13 protein-coding genes are annotated in these 15,650 nt (G+C 71.9%); 7 read left to right on the forward strand and 6 right to left on the reverse strand.

Going from position 1 to position 15,650, the window contains the following annotated elements; translation table 11 throughout:
- Positions 1–5 precede the first annotated feature (5 nt).
- Together WIS52_RS05545 and WIS52_RS05550 are read left to right on the forward strand one after the other, a co-directional pair.
- Positions 6–1,541 carry a class I adenylate-forming enzyme family protein gene (locus tag WIS52_RS05545; RefSeq protein ID WP_349297019.1) on the forward strand — a complete coding sequence of 512 codons (1,536 nt, stop codon included), beginning with the start codon at positions 6–8 and terminating at the stop codon, positions 1,539–1,541.
- Positions 1,538–2,653 carry an NDMA-dependent alcohol dehydrogenase gene (locus WIS52_RS05550; RefSeq protein ID WP_349297020.1) on the forward strand — a complete coding sequence of 372 codons (1,116 nt, stop codon included), beginning with the start codon at positions 1,538–1,540 and terminating at the stop codon, positions 2,651–2,653. The genes WIS52_RS05545 and WIS52_RS05550 overlap by 4 nt, the downstream gene beginning before the upstream one ends.
- Positions 2,654–2,696: 43 nt before the next feature.
- Here the strand turns inward: WIS52_RS05550 and WIS52_RS05555 are convergent, their stop codons facing one another.
- The 4 genes from WIS52_RS05555 to WIS52_RS05570 all read right to left on the reverse strand — a co-directional run bounded on the left by WIS52_RS05555 (position 2,697) and on the right by WIS52_RS05570 (position 7,572).
- Positions 2,697–4,220, reverse strand: a complete 1,524-nt coding sequence (locus WIS52_RS05555; protein WP_349297021.1) for a class I adenylate-forming enzyme family protein — start codon at positions 4,218–4,220, stop codon at positions 2,697–2,699.
- 43 nt (positions 4,221–4,263) lie between these two features.
- Entirely contained in the window at positions 4,264–5,715 is a 1,452-nt protein-coding gene (locus WIS52_RS05560) for an aldehyde dehydrogenase (protein WP_349297022.1), read from the reverse strand.
- Positions 5,716–5,725: 10 nt separating this feature from the next.
- On the reverse strand, positions 5,726–6,550 hold the full coding sequence (locus tag WIS52_RS05565) for a mycofactocin-coupled SDR family oxidoreductase (protein WP_349297023.1): 825 nt from the start codon (positions 6,548–6,550) through the stop codon (positions 5,726–5,728).
- Positions 6,551–6,687: 137 nt separating this feature from the next.
- Positions 6,688–7,572 carry a LysR family transcriptional regulator gene (locus WIS52_RS05570; RefSeq protein WP_349297024.1) on the reverse strand — a complete coding sequence of 295 codons (885 nt, stop codon included), beginning with the start codon at positions 7,570–7,572 and terminating at the stop codon, positions 6,688–6,690.
- 104 nt (positions 7,573–7,676) lie between these two features.
- Between WIS52_RS05570 and WIS52_RS05575 the strand changes: the two genes are divergently transcribed.
- The 5 genes from WIS52_RS05575 to WIS52_RS05595 all read left to right on the forward strand — a co-directional run bounded on the left by WIS52_RS05575 (position 7,677) and on the right by WIS52_RS05595 (position 13,843).
- Positions 7,677–8,909 (forward strand): acyl-CoA dehydrogenase family protein, encoded by a 1,233-nt coding sequence (locus WIS52_RS05575; protein ID WP_349297025.1) that lies wholly within the window; start codon positions 7,677–7,679, stop codon positions 8,907–8,909.
- Positions 8,910–10,070, forward strand: a complete 1,161-nt coding sequence (locus tag WIS52_RS05580; protein WP_349297026.1) for an acyl-CoA dehydrogenase family protein — start codon at positions 8,910–8,912, stop codon at positions 10,068–10,070. It abuts the gene before it with no gap.
- Between the two features lie 23 nt (positions 10,071–10,093).
- Positions 10,094–11,734 carry an acyl-CoA carboxylase subunit beta gene (locus tag WIS52_RS05585; protein ID WP_349297027.1) on the forward strand — a complete coding sequence of 547 codons (1,641 nt, stop codon included), beginning with the start codon at positions 10,094–10,096 and terminating at the stop codon, positions 11,732–11,734.
- On the forward strand, positions 11,734–11,973 hold the full coding sequence (locus WIS52_RS05590; protein ID WP_349297028.1) for an acyl-CoA carboxylase subunit epsilon: 240 nt from the start codon (positions 11,734–11,736) through the stop codon (positions 11,971–11,973). Before WIS52_RS05585 ends, WIS52_RS05590 begins: the two co-directional genes overlap by 1 nt.
- A 94-nt stretch (positions 11,974–12,067) precedes the next feature.
- Positions 12,068–13,843 (forward strand): acetyl/propionyl/methylcrotonyl-CoA carboxylase subunit alpha, encoded by a 1,776-nt coding sequence (locus WIS52_RS05595; RefSeq protein WP_349297029.1) that lies wholly within the window; start codon positions 12,068–12,070, stop codon positions 13,841–13,843.
- A gap of 65 nt (positions 13,844–13,908) precedes the next feature.
- Here WIS52_RS05595 and ruvB read toward each other — a convergent pair whose 3' ends face one another.
- Both ruvB and ruvA read right to left on the reverse strand, forming a co-directional pair.
- Positions 13,909–14,928, reverse strand: a complete 1,020-nt coding sequence (ruvB, locus tag WIS52_RS05600; RefSeq protein WP_349297368.1) for a Holliday junction branch migration DNA helicase RuvB — start codon at positions 14,926–14,928, stop codon at positions 13,909–13,911.
- A gap of 86 nt (positions 14,929–15,014) precedes the next feature.
- The gene (gene ruvA, locus WIS52_RS05605) at positions 15,015–15,632 is read right to left on the reverse strand and encodes a Holliday junction branch migration protein RuvA (RefSeq protein ID WP_349297030.1); all 618 of its coding nucleotides are present in this window, start codon (positions 15,630–15,632) and stop codon (positions 15,015–15,017) included.
- Positions 15,633–15,650: the final 18 nt, after the last annotated feature.

Below are 15,650 nucleotides of genomic sequence, written 5' to 3' on the forward strand. Positions count from 1 at the left end.
AGCGAATGATCATCGACGGCGTCCGCTGGTGGGCGCGCAACAATCCGGATCGGACGGCGATCGTCTTCGACGGCGCCGACGAGGTCGACTACGCGACCCTCGACCGCTGGACCGACGGCGCCGCCCGTCGTCTCGCCGGGGCCGGCGTCCGGCCCGGTGACCGTGTCGGTTTCGTCGGCGCCAACAGCCTCGAGTGGATCGTCTCGGCGATCGGCGCGCTCAAGCTCGGCGCCGTGGCGGTGCCGTTCAACAACCGTTTCACCGCCGCGGAGTTCCGCTACCAGCTCGGCGACGCCGAGCCCGTCGCCGTGGTCGCGGACGGGCACGCCCGATCGACGATGGCCGACGCCGTCGGGGACGCCCCGATCGCGCTGCTGCCGATGGAGTCGTTCGCCGAGCAGCGCCCGCAGCCGGACTCCGCACCCGCCGATCCGCTGCCCCCGACCCCGGTCGCCCCCGACGACGTCGCGATCATCGTCTACACCTCCGGGACCACCTCGGAACCGAAGGGTGTCACGATCACCCACCGCGGGTTCGTCAGCTTCGTGACCGAGTTCGCGGTCACCGAGCCGGTGATGCGGCCCGGCGGCCGGATCATCTACGTGCTCTCGATGTCGGGCATGCCCGGACTGCCCTGGCACGTGCTGCACCCGCTCACCCGCGGGATGACCCTGTTCTACGAGCGCGGCTTCCACGCCGCGTCGATGCTACGGCGGATCGCCGATCGGCGCATCGAGGTAGCCTGCGGCGTCCCACTGCTGTTCGAGCAGATGTCGGCGACCCCGGAGTTCGCCACCGCGGACCTGTCCTGCCTGCGGCTCGCGACGGTGGCAGGCGCCAGGGTCTCCCCGGACAACCTGCGGCAGTGGCTCGACAAGGGGGTCCTGCTCCGGCAGTCCTACGGCATGACCGAGCTGCACGGACTGTCGTCGATGAACCCGGTCGACGAGGCCGTCGTGCACCCGGAGGCGATCGGGCGCGGCTCGGTGTTCACCCCGCACCGCGTCGTGCGTGACGACGGGAGCGAGTGCCGACCCGGCGAGGAGGGTGAGATCGTGGCCCGCGGACCGTCGATCACCCCCGGCTACTGGCGCAAGCCCGACGCGACCGCCGCCGCCTGGCGCGACGGCTGGTTCCGCACCGGGGACCTCGGCGTGGCCGACGAGTCCGGGCTGATCCGCATGGTCGACCGGATGAAGGACCTCATCATCTCCGGGGGCTACAACATCGCCCCGTCCGAGATCGAGAACGTGATCGCCGAGCTGCCCGGCGTCGACGAGGTGTGCGTGATCCCGGTCGACGACGCCCGCTTCGGCGAGACGCCGGCCGCGATCGTCCACGGTGACGCGGCGCCGGACGGCGCCGCCGTCGCCGCCCACTGCCGGACGTCGCTGGCCGGCTACAAGGTCCCCCGCTACGTGATCCACCACTCCGACCCGTTGCCCCGCACAGCCAGCGGGAAGATCGCCCGTCGCCTGGTCCGAGACCTGTACCCCGACGTTCCCGGCACCCATCCCCGAATCCGTGAGGAGTCCCGATGAAGAGCAGAGCGGCCCTGTTGATGGAGGTCCCGGGGAAGTGGGAGGTCCACGAGGTGGACCTCGACGAGCCCCGCGCGAACGAGGTCCTGCTCCACTACGCCGCGTCCGGTCTCTGCCACTCCGACGAACACCACGCCACCGGCGACAGCGGAACCCAGGTGCTCCCCTACTGCGGCGGGCACGAGGGGGCCGGCGTCGTGGAGGCCGTCGGGCCGGGTGTGACCACGTTGACGGTCGGTGACCATGTCGTCACCTCGTTCCTCCCGGGCTGCGGGCGTTGCCGCTGGTGTGCGAGCGGGATGCAGAACCTGTGCGACCTGGGGGCCCTCATCGGGCGCGGGGCCATGCTCGACGGCACGTTCCGCATGCACCTCGGGGACCGCGACGTGTCCCAGGCCGCGTTCACGGGCACGTTCTCCCAGCGCAGCGTGGTCCCTGAGTTCTGCTGCATCCCGATCGGGCGCGACATCCCGCTGATCGCGGCGGCCCTGGTCGGCTGCGGGGTACCGACCGGGTGGGGCGCGGCGGTGAATGCCGGCGGTGTCCGGCCCGGCGACGTCGTGATCGTCATGGGGGTCGGCGGGCTCGGCGTCAACGCCGTGCAGGGCGCGTCGCACGCCGGGGCCGTCCGGGTGATCGCCGTGGACCCGTTGGCGAACCGGCGCGAGAGCGCGCTCTCGTTCGGCGCGACGGACGCGACCGCGTCGATGGAGGAGGCCACCGAGCTCGCCCGGTCGCTGACCAACGGGCAGGGAGCGGACGTCGCCGTCGTCACCACCAGCACGCTGCAGGGCTCCTACATCGCCGAGGCCTTCGACGCCGTACGCAAGAACGGCACCGTCGTGGCCGTCGCCGTGCCCGGGAGGAACGCCGGACAGATCCCGCTCGACCTCACCCAGCTACCGATGTACCAGAAGCGGATCCAGGGCTGCCTCTACGGCTCGTGGTCACCGACGCAGGCCGTCCCCGCGCTGCTCGACCTCTACCGCGCGGGCGCCCTCAAGCTCGACGAGCTCGTCAGCCGCACCTTCACCCTCGACGAGATCAACGACGGGTACGCCGCGATGTACGACGGCAGCACCCTGCGCAGCGTCATCGTGCACGACTCCTGACCAGCAGCGCCGGCGGGCGTCCCCGGCTATCCGGGACGCCCGCTCAGCGCACTCTCGGGAACCGGTCGGGGGCGTCGGCGTAGACCGCGCGCAGATCCCTCTTGGCGATCTTCCCGCTGGCCATCCGCGGGAGCGGTCCACCGTGGGCGATGACGTAGCGCGGGACCTTGTAGTCGGCGAGCCGCTCGTTGCAGAAGGCCACCACCGACGACGGTTCGAACGTGTCCGCGGCATGCACGACCGCGGCCGAGGTCTCGCCGAACTTGGCGTCCGGAACGGGCACGACGGCGACCTCCACCACGCCGGGGACCTGCGCGATCACCGTCTCGAGCTCGGCCGGAGAGATCTTCAGCCCGCCTGAGTTGATCATCTCCCCCATCCGGTCCACGTAGGTGAGCAGGCCCTCCTCGTCCAGCGTTCCGAGGTCGCCGGAGTGCAGCCAGCCGCCACGCAACGCCTGCGCCGTGGCCTGCTCGTTGCGCCAGTAGCCGGGGAACATGCCGGGTCCGCGCATGAGGATCTCGCCGACCTCACCCGGCGCGCAGTCGCGCCCGTCGGGGTCGACGACCCGGATCCGGGTGAACGGCCCTCCCGCGCCGCACTTGTCCGGATGCCGTCGCGCACCGTCCGCCGACATCGCGGTGGCCGTACCGCCGATCTCGGTCTGCCCGTACAGCTGCCGCAGGGCGACCCCCCGGGGCCGCCACGTCTCCAGCAACGGCACCGGTACCCGGGCACCGCCGACCCAGGCGGTCGTGAGGTGGCCCAGCCGTACCCGGTCGAACCCCGGCACCCGGGCTATCTGCTCGAACAGGATGGGCGGTCCGGTGAAGGTGGTGATCCGGGCCGACTCCAGCACCTCGAGAGCGCGGGGCGGGTCGAACCCGGGCTGCAGGAACATCGTGCCGCCCTGCACCAGGGTGCGGGACAGCCCCCAGACGATGCCGGCCGCGGTGAACATCGGCAGCACCAGCAGCACGCGGAAGTCCCCGGGTGCCACGGACTCGGCCAGCGACCACTCGTGCATGGCCCCGGCGAGGGAGCGGTGGGTGAAGACGACGCCCTTGGGGGTGCCGGTGGTTCCACTGGTGAAGACGATGGAGGTGGGGTCCTCGGGGTCGGTGTCGACCGCGACGGCCGGGGGGTGGGCACGGCCGCGCGCGGTCGACACGACGTCGTCGAGTCCCAGTGGGACGAACGACGTCCCGGAACTCCCGACCTCGTCCAGCAGCGGCAGATGGCTCGGGTCGCCGAACACCACGGCCGGTTCGCACAGCTGCACCAGCGCACCGAGTTCGGTCGCGCGGAAACGCTGGTTGAACCCGCAGACGACGGCCCCGACCTTCCAGGCCGCGACCGCCGCGACGCACCACTCGAGGCTGTTGGCCCCGACGATGCCCACCCGGTCGCCGCGGGTCACGCCACGCCCGACCAGGGCCGCGGCGACGCCGTCGGCCCAGGTGTCGAGCTCGGCATAGGTCACGACGTCACCGTCGAGGTCGATGGCGGGGTGGTCCGGGACCGTTCGGACCCACCAGGCCAAGGCGTCGACGACGGTACCGCTCACGAAGGACCTCCGATGGGGGCGTGGTGGGAGCAGGAGGCGCAGGTCAGGAGAACAGCGACGCCATGTCCGCGGTGAGGTTGACGGTCTTCAGCTCGTAGTAGGACTCGATCGCCTCGGCACCGGTGTCGCGGCCGACGCCGGAGCACTTGACCCCGCCGAACGGCGCCTCGGTGTTGTAGGTGAACGAGTTGACGCTGAACGTGCCGGTCCGGACCCGCCGGGCGACGTCGGCCGCGCGCTGCGGATCGGTGGTGAACACCGCACCGTGCAGTCCGTACTCCGAGTCGTTGGCGATGGCGATCGCCTCGTCGACGGTGTCGTAGCGGATCACGGAGGCGACGGGGCCGAAGATCTCCTCCTGCGCGATCCGCATCCCGTTCTCGACGCCGGTGAAGACCGTCGGCTGGATGTAGGCCCCCCTCTCGAGGCCGTCGGGCACCCCGCCGCCGGTGGCCACGGACGCGCCCTCGGACCGGCCGGTGGCGACATAGCCCAGCACCCGGTCCTGCTGACGCTTCGACACCAGCGGACCCATCGTCGTCGTCGGGTCGGTGGGGTCGCCGACCACGAACGACTCCGCGGTCGCCACCAGCGCCGCGACGACCTCGTCGTGCCGGGCGGCCGGCACGAGCACCCGGCTGTAGGCCGCGCAGACCTGGCCGGTGTTGTAGAACGATCCGGTCGCCAGCGCGGACATGGTGGTCTCGAGATCGGCGTCGTCGAGCACGATCGCCGCGGACTTGCCGCCGAGCTCGAGCTGCAGGCGCTTGAAGCTCCCACCGCACTCGGTTCCGATCTGCCGGCCGGCCGCGGTCGAGCCGGTGAAGCTGACCTTGTCGACGCCCGGATGCGCGACCAGTGCCCGCCCGGCGTCCCGGTCGCCCGTGACGAAGTTGACGACGCCGGGCGGCACGCCGGCCTCGGCCAGGGCCTCGGCGACGTAGTAGCCGTCCAGCGGTGTCTCGGGGGCCGGCTTGTAGACCACGCTGCAGCCGGCCACCAGCGCCGGCCAGATCTTCGAGACCGCCATGTTGAACGGCCCGTTCCAGGGTGCGATGGAGGCGACGACCCCGACCGGCTCCTTCACGACCGCGGCCGGGCCGTACATCGTCTGCCGTACCTCGGACAGCGGGCTCTGCCGCGCCACGCCGAGGAAGTACTTGCCGACGCTGAGCGCGCCCGGGATCTGCATCGCGGCGAACGAGCTCGGCAGCCCCATCTCGGCGGTCACCAGACGGGAGATCTCGTCGAGCTTCGGTTCCAGCAGCGCGAGCGCGCGCTCGAGCACGTCGGCACGCTCGGCGACCGGCATGAGCCGCCACACCCCCTCGTCGAACGACCGGCGCGCCGCGCGCACCGCGGCGTCGACGTCGTCGGCGTTCGCATCGGGAGCTGCCCCGATCACCTCGCCGGTCGCGGGCGAGACCACGGGGATGCGGTCCGGCGAGCCGGAGGTACGCCACTCGCCGTCGATCAGCAGTTCGTCTCGGTTCACGACGATCCCTTCAGCGGTTGAGGTAGCCGGCGTCGACCGGGAAGGTCACGCCGGTGACGTAACGCCCCTCGTCGGAGGCGAGGTAGACGATCGCGTTGCTGATGTCGACCGGCTCGACGAGCTGCACCGGCATCGGGTTCTGGTAGTTCGGGCTGCCGGCGATCTCGGGGAACTCCTCGACGAAGGCGCCGTACTGCTCGTTGACGACCATCGGGGTGTTCACGCCGGTGGGATGCACCGTGTTGACACGGATCGAGTGCGTCGCCAGCTGGGAGGCGTAGAGCCGCATCAGGCCGACGACGCCGTGCTTGGCCGCGGAGTACGCCGCCTGCCCGGGCAGGGTGTTCAGTCCGATGCCGGACAGGCCCGCGGCCGAGCTCGTGATCAGGACCGAGCCGCCCCGCCCACGTTCGATCATCGACGGCAGACAGACCTCCATCGTGTGCCACACACCGGTGAGCATGGTGTCGATCCCGTCGGACCAGGCCTGGTGCTGCGCACCCTCGTTGATCACCGGCATGATCCCGGCGTTCGGCAGGACCGTGTCGACGTGCCCGAACTCCTGTACTCCCGCGTCGTGGGCGGCCTGCAGGGCGGCGCGGTCGCGCACGTCGGCGACCCGGGCCACGATGCGGCCGCCGACCGCCTCGACGAGTGCGACGGTCTCGTCCAGGTCCTCCTTGGTGGCCATCGGGTAGAACACCGTCGGCACCTGTTCGCAGATGTCGACCGCGACCACCGCCGCGCCCTCCTCCGCGAACCGGACGGCGTGCGACCGGCCCTGCCCGCGCGCTGCCCCGGTGATGAACACGACCTTGCCGTCGAGACGCCCCATGCCGATGCTCCTCCGATGGTCGAGCGGCCGGGCCGGAGCACTCGCGCACAGCCCCGTCCCCGCGAACGATCGGACCCTATGGGCGTTAGGTAGGCGTGTCCACGATCACATCGGTGATCTACGGATGACCGATGTGGTCACGCGCGGCAGCGCCGGAGCAGTGCGGGCAGTCCGCTCCCGAGATCGGGCCGGTCCGCGCGCCAGACCGCGTTCGTCTCCAGACGTTCTCGATCGGCGTCGAACGGCAGCAGCAGGACCGGCTCGTGGAGGAAGGCGTTACGTGTGGCGCCGAACGCGGCGCCGCACAGGGTGAACGCCTGCCCGGCGGAGACCGTCGGCACGAGGTCGGCGTGGGTGGTCTGCACCGGGAGCCGCCCCTCGATGCCGTGCCGGGCGAGCAGGGCGTCGGCGGTGCGGGCGACGAAGGGCGCCGACGAGGCCTTGAGATAGGTATAGGGGAGGTGGGCGAGCTCGGCCAGATCGACCGCGTCCCGATCGTCGAAGCCGGCCCCCTGCGCCACGACCACCCGGATCGGCTGGGACTCCATCGCGAGAGAGGTCAACCGCTCGTCCTGCACCCGGCCGTGCACGAAGGCGAGGTCGACGTCGCCCTTGAGCACGGCGTGCAGCAGCGGTGCTGTGCTCGCCGGCCGCTGCCGCACGACGAGGTCCGGCCGTTCCGTGCGCAGGGCCGCGAGCAGACGCGACCGCAGTCCCGGAGACACCTCGGGCGCCGTCCCCACGACGATCGTCGCCACCCGACCTCCGGTCGCGGGCAGCAACGAGGCGAGACCGTCGACCCGCTCGACGATGCCGCGGGCCTCGTCGAGGATCGCGCGGGCGGCCGCGGTCGGCGTGACGCGGTGGTAGTCGCGGACGAACAAGGCGACCCCGAGCTCGCGCTCCAGGTCCCGGATCCGCCGGCTCAGCGGCGAGGTCGCCATGCCGAGCCGTTCGGCCGCACGCGAGAAACTGGCCTCCTCGGCCACGGCGACGAAGTACCGGAGATGTCGGACCTCCACCGTGCGAGCTTCCCGGCAGCCCGGCGACCTTGTCCACCGTCGCCGGATCGCACACCTACGCGTGTTAGTTTTCTCTCGGTGCCCACCGACGAGGAAGGCCGGACATGGATCTCAGCTGGTCGGCGGAGGATCTCGCGTTCCGCGACGAGGTCCGCGCGTTCCTGGACGAGAAGCTCACCCCCGACCTGCGGGACGCGGGCCGGTTGATGACCAGCGTGTACGCCGACCACGAGGCGAGCATGCGGTGGCAGGCGATCCTGCACGAGCGGGGATGGGCCGCACCGGCCTGGCCGGTCGAGCACGGCGGGTGCGACTGGTCGCTGACCCAGCACTATCTCTTCACCCGGGAGTCCGTCCTGGCCGGCGCTCCTCCGCTGTCACCGATGGGGATCTCGCAGGTCGCGCACGTGATCATCGAGTTCGGGACGCCGGAGCAGAAGGAGTACTTCCTGCCCCGGATCCTCACCGGCGAGATCTTCTTCTGCCAGGGGTACTCCGAGCCCGAGTCGGGATCCGACCTCGCGTCGCTGTCGATGACGGCCGTGGCCGACGGCGACGACCTCGTCTGCAGCGGGAGCAAGATCTGGACCACCCACGCGCACGAGGCGAACTGGATGTTCTGCCTGGTGCGCACGAACCGCACCGGACGCAAGCAGCAGGGCATCACGTTCCTGCTGATCGACATGACGTCTCCGGGCATCGAGGTCCGCCCACTCGTGATGACCTCCGGCGAGCAGATCCAGAACCAGGAGTTCTTCGACGGGGTCCGGGTGCCGAAGGCCAACGTGATCGGCAGGATCGACGACGGCTGGACGGTGGCCAAGTACCTGCTCGAGTTCGAGCGCGGAGGCACGGCTGTGGCACCGATGCTGCAGGTGATGGCGGGTGACATCGAACGGGCCGCGAGCGGCCGGCCCGGTCCCGACGGACACCCACTGCTCGACTCGCCGGATTTCGCCGGGAAGCTGGCCGACGCACGCATCCGGATCGACGTGTTCGAGGTCCTCGAGTTCCGGGTTCTCTCCACATCCGCGGCGGGCGGCAACCCGGGGACCGCGTCGTCGATGCTGAAGATCCTCGGAACCGAGCTCAGCCAGACCCTCACCGAACTCCTTCTCGAGGCGTCGGGGCCGCGCGGGCGCGTGTACCAGCCGCACGCGACCCGGCCCGGCGGACCCGTCGCGGACGTCGTCGCACCGGCCGACCGATACCTCAGCGGAGAGCCGTGGCAGGCGGTGGCACCGCTGCGCTACCTCAACGACCGCGCCGGAACGATCTATGCGGGCAGCAACGAGATCCAGCGGAACATCATCGCGAAAGCGGCATTGGGGCTGTAGATGGACTTCCAGTTGAACGCGGAGCAGGTGCTGCTGCGTGACTCGCTCGCCGGGTTCCTCGCCGACCGCTACGACCTCGCGCGCAGTCGTGAGGCTGCGACGTCCGCCGAGGGATGGCAGCCGGGAGTGTGGCGGGCGTTCGCCGAGGATTTGGGAGTCCTCGGTGTGGCGCTCCCCGCGGACGCCGGCGGGTCGGGCGGCGGCCCGGTCGAGGTGTCGGTCGTCGCCGAGGAACTCGGGCGGGCGCTGGTCATCGAACCCTTCGTGGACACCGTGGTGCTCGGCGGGGGCGTGCTGCGCCGGGCCGAGGCGATCGACCTGCTCACGGGCATCGGCGCGGGCACCGTCCGGATCGCCCCGGCGCTGCTCGAACCGGGGTCGGCGCACACCGCGCACGACGTCGCGGTGACGGCCCACGTCGATGACGGCGGCTGGAAGCTGACCGGCGAGAAGACCGTCGTCACCGGCGTCCGGTTCGCGACCCACCTCCTGCTGAGCGCCCGGACAGCAGGCGAACAGCGCGATCACGACGGGATCTCGCTGTTCCTGGTCCCGTTCGACGCTGCATCGCCGCCGGACGGCCTTCGGGTCCACGGCTACCGCACGATCGACGACCGGCACGCCGCCGATCTGGTTCTCGACGGGCTCCGGGTGCCCGGGGACGGGCTCCTCGGCGTCCGCGACCGGGGGTGGGACCTGCTCGGCCCGGCCCTCGACGAGACGGTCGCGGCGATCTGCGCCGAGGCCGTCGGCTGCCTGCGGCGGATCCTCGCCGACACCGTCGCCTACGCCAAGGAACGGCGGCAGTTCGGACAGCCCATAGGGTCGTTCCAGGTGCTGCAACACCGGATGGTGGACATGCACATCGAGGTCGAGCAGGCCGCCGCCGCCGCCCTGCTCGCGACGCTCCGTCTGGAGGACGGCCCCTGCGAGCGCGCCCGTGCGGTGGCCGCCGCGAAAGTCACGGTGAGTCGTGCAGCGAGGTTCGTGGGTCAGAACGCCGTGCAGCTGCATGGCGGGATGGGGATGTCACAGGAACTGGCTGTCGGGCACTACTTCAAGCGTCTCACCGCAATCGAGTACGAGTGGGGGGCGTCGGATCAGCATCGGAGCCGTTACACCGGGCTGAGCCGGGCGACGGGGGTCACCCCCGCCGAGTAAACTAAAGGTTTTAGAATCAGGCCATGAGCGCCGCAACGGAGCCGATGGCGATTCCGGACGACGATTCGCCCGAGCCGGACGTGCACACGACGGCGGGCAAGCTCGCCGACCTCTACCAGCGGTTCGACGAGGCGGTGCACGCCGGCTCGGAGGCGGCCGTCGAGCGCCAGCACGCCAAGGGCCGCCAGACCGCCCGCGAGCGCCTCGACCAGCTGCTCGACCCGGGCTCGTTCGTCGAGCTCGACGCGCTCACCCGGCACCGGTCGACGAACTTCGGGATGGCCGACAAGCGCCCGGCCGGCGACGGCGTGGTGACCGGCACCGGCACGATCGACGGCCGCCCGGTCGCGGTGTTCTCCCAGGACGCGACGGTGTTCGGCGGGGCGCTCGGCGAGGTCTACGGCGAGAAGATCGTCAAGGTGATGGACCTGGCCGCGAAGATCGGTGTCCCGATGATCGGGATCAACGACGGCGGCGGCGCGCGCATCCAGGAGGGCGTGGTCGCGCTCGGGCTCTACGGCGAGATCTTCCGGCGGAACGTGGCCAGCTCGGGCGTCGTCCCGCAGATCTCGCTGATCATGGGCCCGTGCGCCGGTGGCGCGGTCTACTCGCCGGCGATCACCGACTTCACCGTGATGGTCGACGAGACCAGCCACATGTTCATCACCGGCCCGGACGTGATCAAGACCGTCACCGGCGAGAACGTGGACATGGAGGAGCTCGGCGGCGGCCGGGCGCACAACTCCAAGTCGGGCGTCGCGCACTACCTGGCCGGTGACGAGTCCGATGCGTTCGACTACGTGAAGCAGCTGCTGAGCTTCCTGCCGTCGAACAACCTGTCCGAGCCGCCGTCCTACCCGGCGCCGGAGCCGGTCGAGGGCACGGTCGCCGACGGGCTCACCGACGCCGACCGGGAGCTCGACACGATCGTGCCGGACTCCGCGAACACCCCGTACGACATCCGCGAGGTGATCAACCGGGTGGTCGACGAGGAGGACTTCCTCGAGGTCCAGGAGCTCTGGGCGCCGAACATCGTGATCGGCTACGCCCGGGTGGAGGGGCGCAGCGTCGGGATCGTGGCCAACCAGCCGACCCAGTTCGCCGGCTGCCTGGACATCGACGCCTCGGAGAAGGCCGCCCGGTTCGTGCGGACCTGCGACGCGTTCGGCATCCCGGTGCTGACCTTCGTCGACGTCCCCGGCTTCCTGCCCGGCACCGACCAGGAGTGGAACGGCATCATCCGGCGTGGGGCCAAGCTGATCTACGCCTACGCCGAGGCCACCGTCCCGCTGGTCACCGTGATCACCCGCAAGGCCTACGGCGGGGCCTACGACGTGATGGGGTCCAAGCACCTCGGCGCGGACGTCAACATCGCCTGGCCGACCGCGCAGATCGCGGTCACCGGCGCGCAGGGCGCGGTGTCGATCCTCTACCGCAAGGAGCTCAAGGGCCTCTCCGGGGACGAGCTGGCGGCCAAGCGGGCGGAGCTGCAGCAGGACTACGAGGACACCCTCTGCAACCCCTATGTGGCCGCGGACCGCGGTTACGTCGACGCGGTGGTGCCGCCGTCGCACACCCGCGGCTACGTCGGCCGGGCGCTGCGGATGCTGGTCACCAAGCGGGAGCAGGGGCCGACCCGCAAGCACGGGAACATCCCGCTCTGATGGGGACCGAGGAGCAGACGCCCGAGGAGCGCCGCGCGCTGTTCCGGGTCGTGCGGGGGAATCCGGACGACGCCGAGCTGGCCGCGCTGACCGCCGTCGTGGCCGCCGCGGCGTCGGCGGGCGGGGCCGACGCGCCGCCCCCGGCCCCGCCGAGCCCGTGGTCGCACCCCGCGGCGCAACTGCGCGCACCGCTGGTCCCCGGCCCCGGCGCCTGGCGCGCCTCGGGCCTGCCCCGCTGACCCGTCACCCTCACCGGATCCCGGCCCCGCGATCCGTGAACGACCCATCGCCGCGCCATCGGGCCGGCGCCCCCGAACCGGAGGAGTTTCGACCGTGCCCGCACTGCGGAAAGTGCTCGTCGCCAACCGGGGGGAGATCGCCGTCCGGGTGATCCGCGCCGCCAAGGACGCGGGTCTGGCCAGCGTCGCCGTCTACGCCGAGCCGGACCGGGACGCGATGTTCGTCCGGCTCGCCGACGAGGCCTTCGCACTCGGCGGGTCCACCGCCGCGGAGTCCTACCTGGACATCGAGAAGGTCATCGGCGCGGCACAGCGAGCCGGTGCCGACGCGATCCACCCCGGGTACGGGTTCCTGTCCGAGAACGCCGACTTCGCCCAGGCCGTGATCGACGCCGGCATCACCTGGATCGGGCCGTCCCCGCAGGCGATCCGCGACCTCGGGGACAAGGTCACCGCCCGGCACATCGCCCTGAAGGCCGGTGCCCCGCTGGTGCCCGGCACCAAGGACCCGGTCTCGAATGCCGACGAGGTCCTCGCCTTCGCCGACCAGCACGGCCTGCCCGTCGCGATCAAGGCCGCGTTCGGCGGTGGCGGCCGCGGGATGAAGGTCGCCCGCGAGCGCTCCGAGGTCGCCGAGCTCTACGAGTCCGCGGTACGCGAGGCGACCGCGGCGTTCGGTCGCGGCGAGTGCTTCGTCGAGCGCTACCTGGACCGGCCCCGGCACGTGGAGACGCAGGTGCTGGCCGACCAGCACGGCAACGTCGTCGTCGTCGGGACGCGGGACTGCTCGCTGCAGCGCCGCTTCCAGAAGCTCGTCGAGGAGGCCCCCGCGCCGTTCCTGACCGACGAGCAGCGCACGACCCTGTACGACGCCTCGAAGGCGATCTGCACGGAGGCCGGCTACTACGGCGCCGGCACCGTCGAGTTCCTGATCGGCGAGGACGGGATGATCACCTTCCTGGAGGTGAACACCCGGCTGCAGGTCGAGCACCCGGTGTCCGAGGAGACCACCGGCATCGACCTGGTGCGGGAGATGTTCCGGATCGCCGAGGGCCAGGAGCTGGGCTACGACGACGACCCCGAGCCGCGCGGGCACGCGATCGAGTTCCGGATCAACGGCGAGGACGCCGGCCGCAACTTCCTCCCGGCCCCGGGCACCGTCGAGCGGATCTGGTACCCGGCCGGGCCGGGCGTGCGGACCGACGCCGGCGTCGAGGACGGCTCGGTGATCGGCGGGCAGTTCGACTCGCTGCTGGCGAAGCTGATCGTCACCGGCAAGGACCGGCAGCAGGCCCTCGAGCGCTCCCGGCGTGCACTGGCGGAGTTCCGGGTCGAGGGCATGGCGACGGTGCTGGAGTTCCACCGGCTCGTCGTCGCCGACCCGGCGTTCACCGCCGCGACCGGCGACGACTTCGCCGTGCACACCCGGTGGATCGAGACCGAGTGGGACAACACCGTGCCGCCGTTCTCCGGTGGCGCGGGGGCCGACGACGAGGCCGGCGAGCGGCAGACCGTCGTCGTCGAGGTCGGCGGGCGACGCCTGGAGGTCTCGCTGCCCGGCGACCTCGCCCTGGGCGGGGGCGGCGGCGCGGCGGCCGGGCGCAAGGCCGCTCCGCGCAAGCGGACCGGGTCCGGTGGCGGGGCCAAGGTCTCCGGCGACGCCGTCACCGCGCCGATGCAGGGCACGATCATCAAGGTCGCGGTGTCCGACGGCGACACGGTCTCGGCCGGTGACCTGATCGTCGTGCTGGAGGCGATGAAGATGGAGAACCCGGTCACCGCGTCCAAAGACGGCACCGTGACCGGGCTGAACGCCGAGCAGGGCGCGTCGGTGTCCCAGGGCACGGTGCTGTGCGAGATCAAGGACTGAGCGCGCAGCCTGCGGAGCCGCGCACCTGCACCGAGCGCCCAGCCTGCGGAGCCGCGCATCTGCACTCAGAACAGAGGGTCGATCCGGTGCCCCGCGGGCGCATCGGCGGGTGGGGTCAGCCCCAGATGGGTCCAGGCCAGCGGCGTGGCGACCCGGCCCCGGGGCGTCCGGGCCAGCATCCCGGCACGCACGAGGTAGGGCTCGCAGACCTCCTCGACGGTCCCGGCCTCCTCCCCCACCGCGACGGCGAGCGTGGAGACCCCGACCGGGCCGCCGTGGAACGACCGCACGAGCGCGCTCAGCACGGCGCGGTCGAGCCGGTCGAGGCCGAGCTCGTCGACGTCGTAGACGGCCAGCGCGGCCTGCGCGACGTCGCGGCGGATGACGCCGTCCGCGCGAACCTCGGCGAAGTCGCGGACCCGGCGCAGCAGCCGGTTCGCCACCCGCGGGGTGCCCCGGCAGCGCCCGGCGATCTCCTCGGCGCCGTCCGGGCGCAGGTCGATGTTCAGGATGCCGGCGGCCCGGTGCAGGACGCGTTCCAGCTCGTCGCCGGAGTAGAACTCCATGTGGCCGGTGAAGCCGAACCGGTCGCGCAGCGGACCGGTCAGCGACCCGGCCCGGGTGGTCGCGCCGACCAGGGTGAAGGGGGCGACGTCGAGCGGGATCGACGTGGCGCCGGGGCCCTTCCCGACGACGACGTCCACCCGGAAGTCCTCCATCGCCAGGTAGAGCATCTCCTCGGCCGGCCGGGCCGTGCGGTGGATCTCGTCGATGAACAGCACGTCGCCGGGCACCAGGTTGGACAGCATCGCGGCGAGGTCGCCGGCGCGTTCCAGGGCGGGCCCGGAGGTCAGCCGGATCGCCGCACCCAGCTCCTGCGCGATGATCATCGCGAGGCTGGTCTTGCCCAGGCCCGGCGGGCCGGAGAGCAGGATGTGGTCCGGCGGGTCGCCGCGGCGCCGGGCACCCTCCAGCACCAGCTCGAGCTGCTCGCGGACCCGTGGCTGGCCGACGAACTCGCCCAGCGAGCGCGGCCGGAGCGAGGCCTCGACGTCGGCGTCCCCGGGCTGGGCGTCCGGGTCGATCTCGCGCGGCTCGCCGGCGACGAAGCCGGTCTCCGCCCACGGCTCCGGTGGAGCCCCGGTCACGGGGTCGGAGCCGTCCGGCACGGTCACCGCGCGCGGCCCAGCGAGGACAGCGCGGTGCGCAGCAGCACGGTCGGGGTCGCGTCGGCGGACTCGGCGAGCACCGCGTCCACCGCCTGCTCGGCGGGGCGCTGGGTGAACCCGAGCCCGAGCAGGGCCTCGACCACCTGGTCGCGCACGCCGAGCACCGGCTGCGGCGCGCTCGGACCGGCCCCGCCGCCGGCACCGGCCGGGACCGTGGCGGGGGCGGTGACCTTGTCGCGGAGCTCCACGACCAGCCGTTCCGCGCTCTTCTTCCCGACCCCGGGGATCCGGGTCAGCGTCGCGAGGTCGCCGTCGGCGAGCGCCCGGCGCAGCGTGTCCGGCTCCAGCACCGCGATCGTGGCCAGCGCCAGCCGCGGCCCGATCCCGGACACGGTCTGCACCAGCAGGAACAGCTCGCGCTCCTCGGTGTCGGCGAAGCCGAACAGGGTCAGCGACTCCTCGCGGACGACCAGCGTGGTCGCCAGCCGGGCCTCCTCGCCGCGACGCAGGCCCCCGATCGTCGCCGGGGTGGCGTACACGGCGAGACCGACGCCACCCACCTCGACGACCACGTGGTCCAGCCCGATCTCCAGCACCGGACCCCGCACCGAGTGGATCACTGTTCGGTCCCCTTTCCG

This window comes from Pseudonocardia nematodicida, from assembly GCF_040105385.1.
Classification (GTDB): domain Bacteria; phylum Actinomycetota; class Actinomycetes; order Mycobacteriales; family Pseudonocardiaceae; genus Pseudonocardia; species Pseudonocardia nematodicida.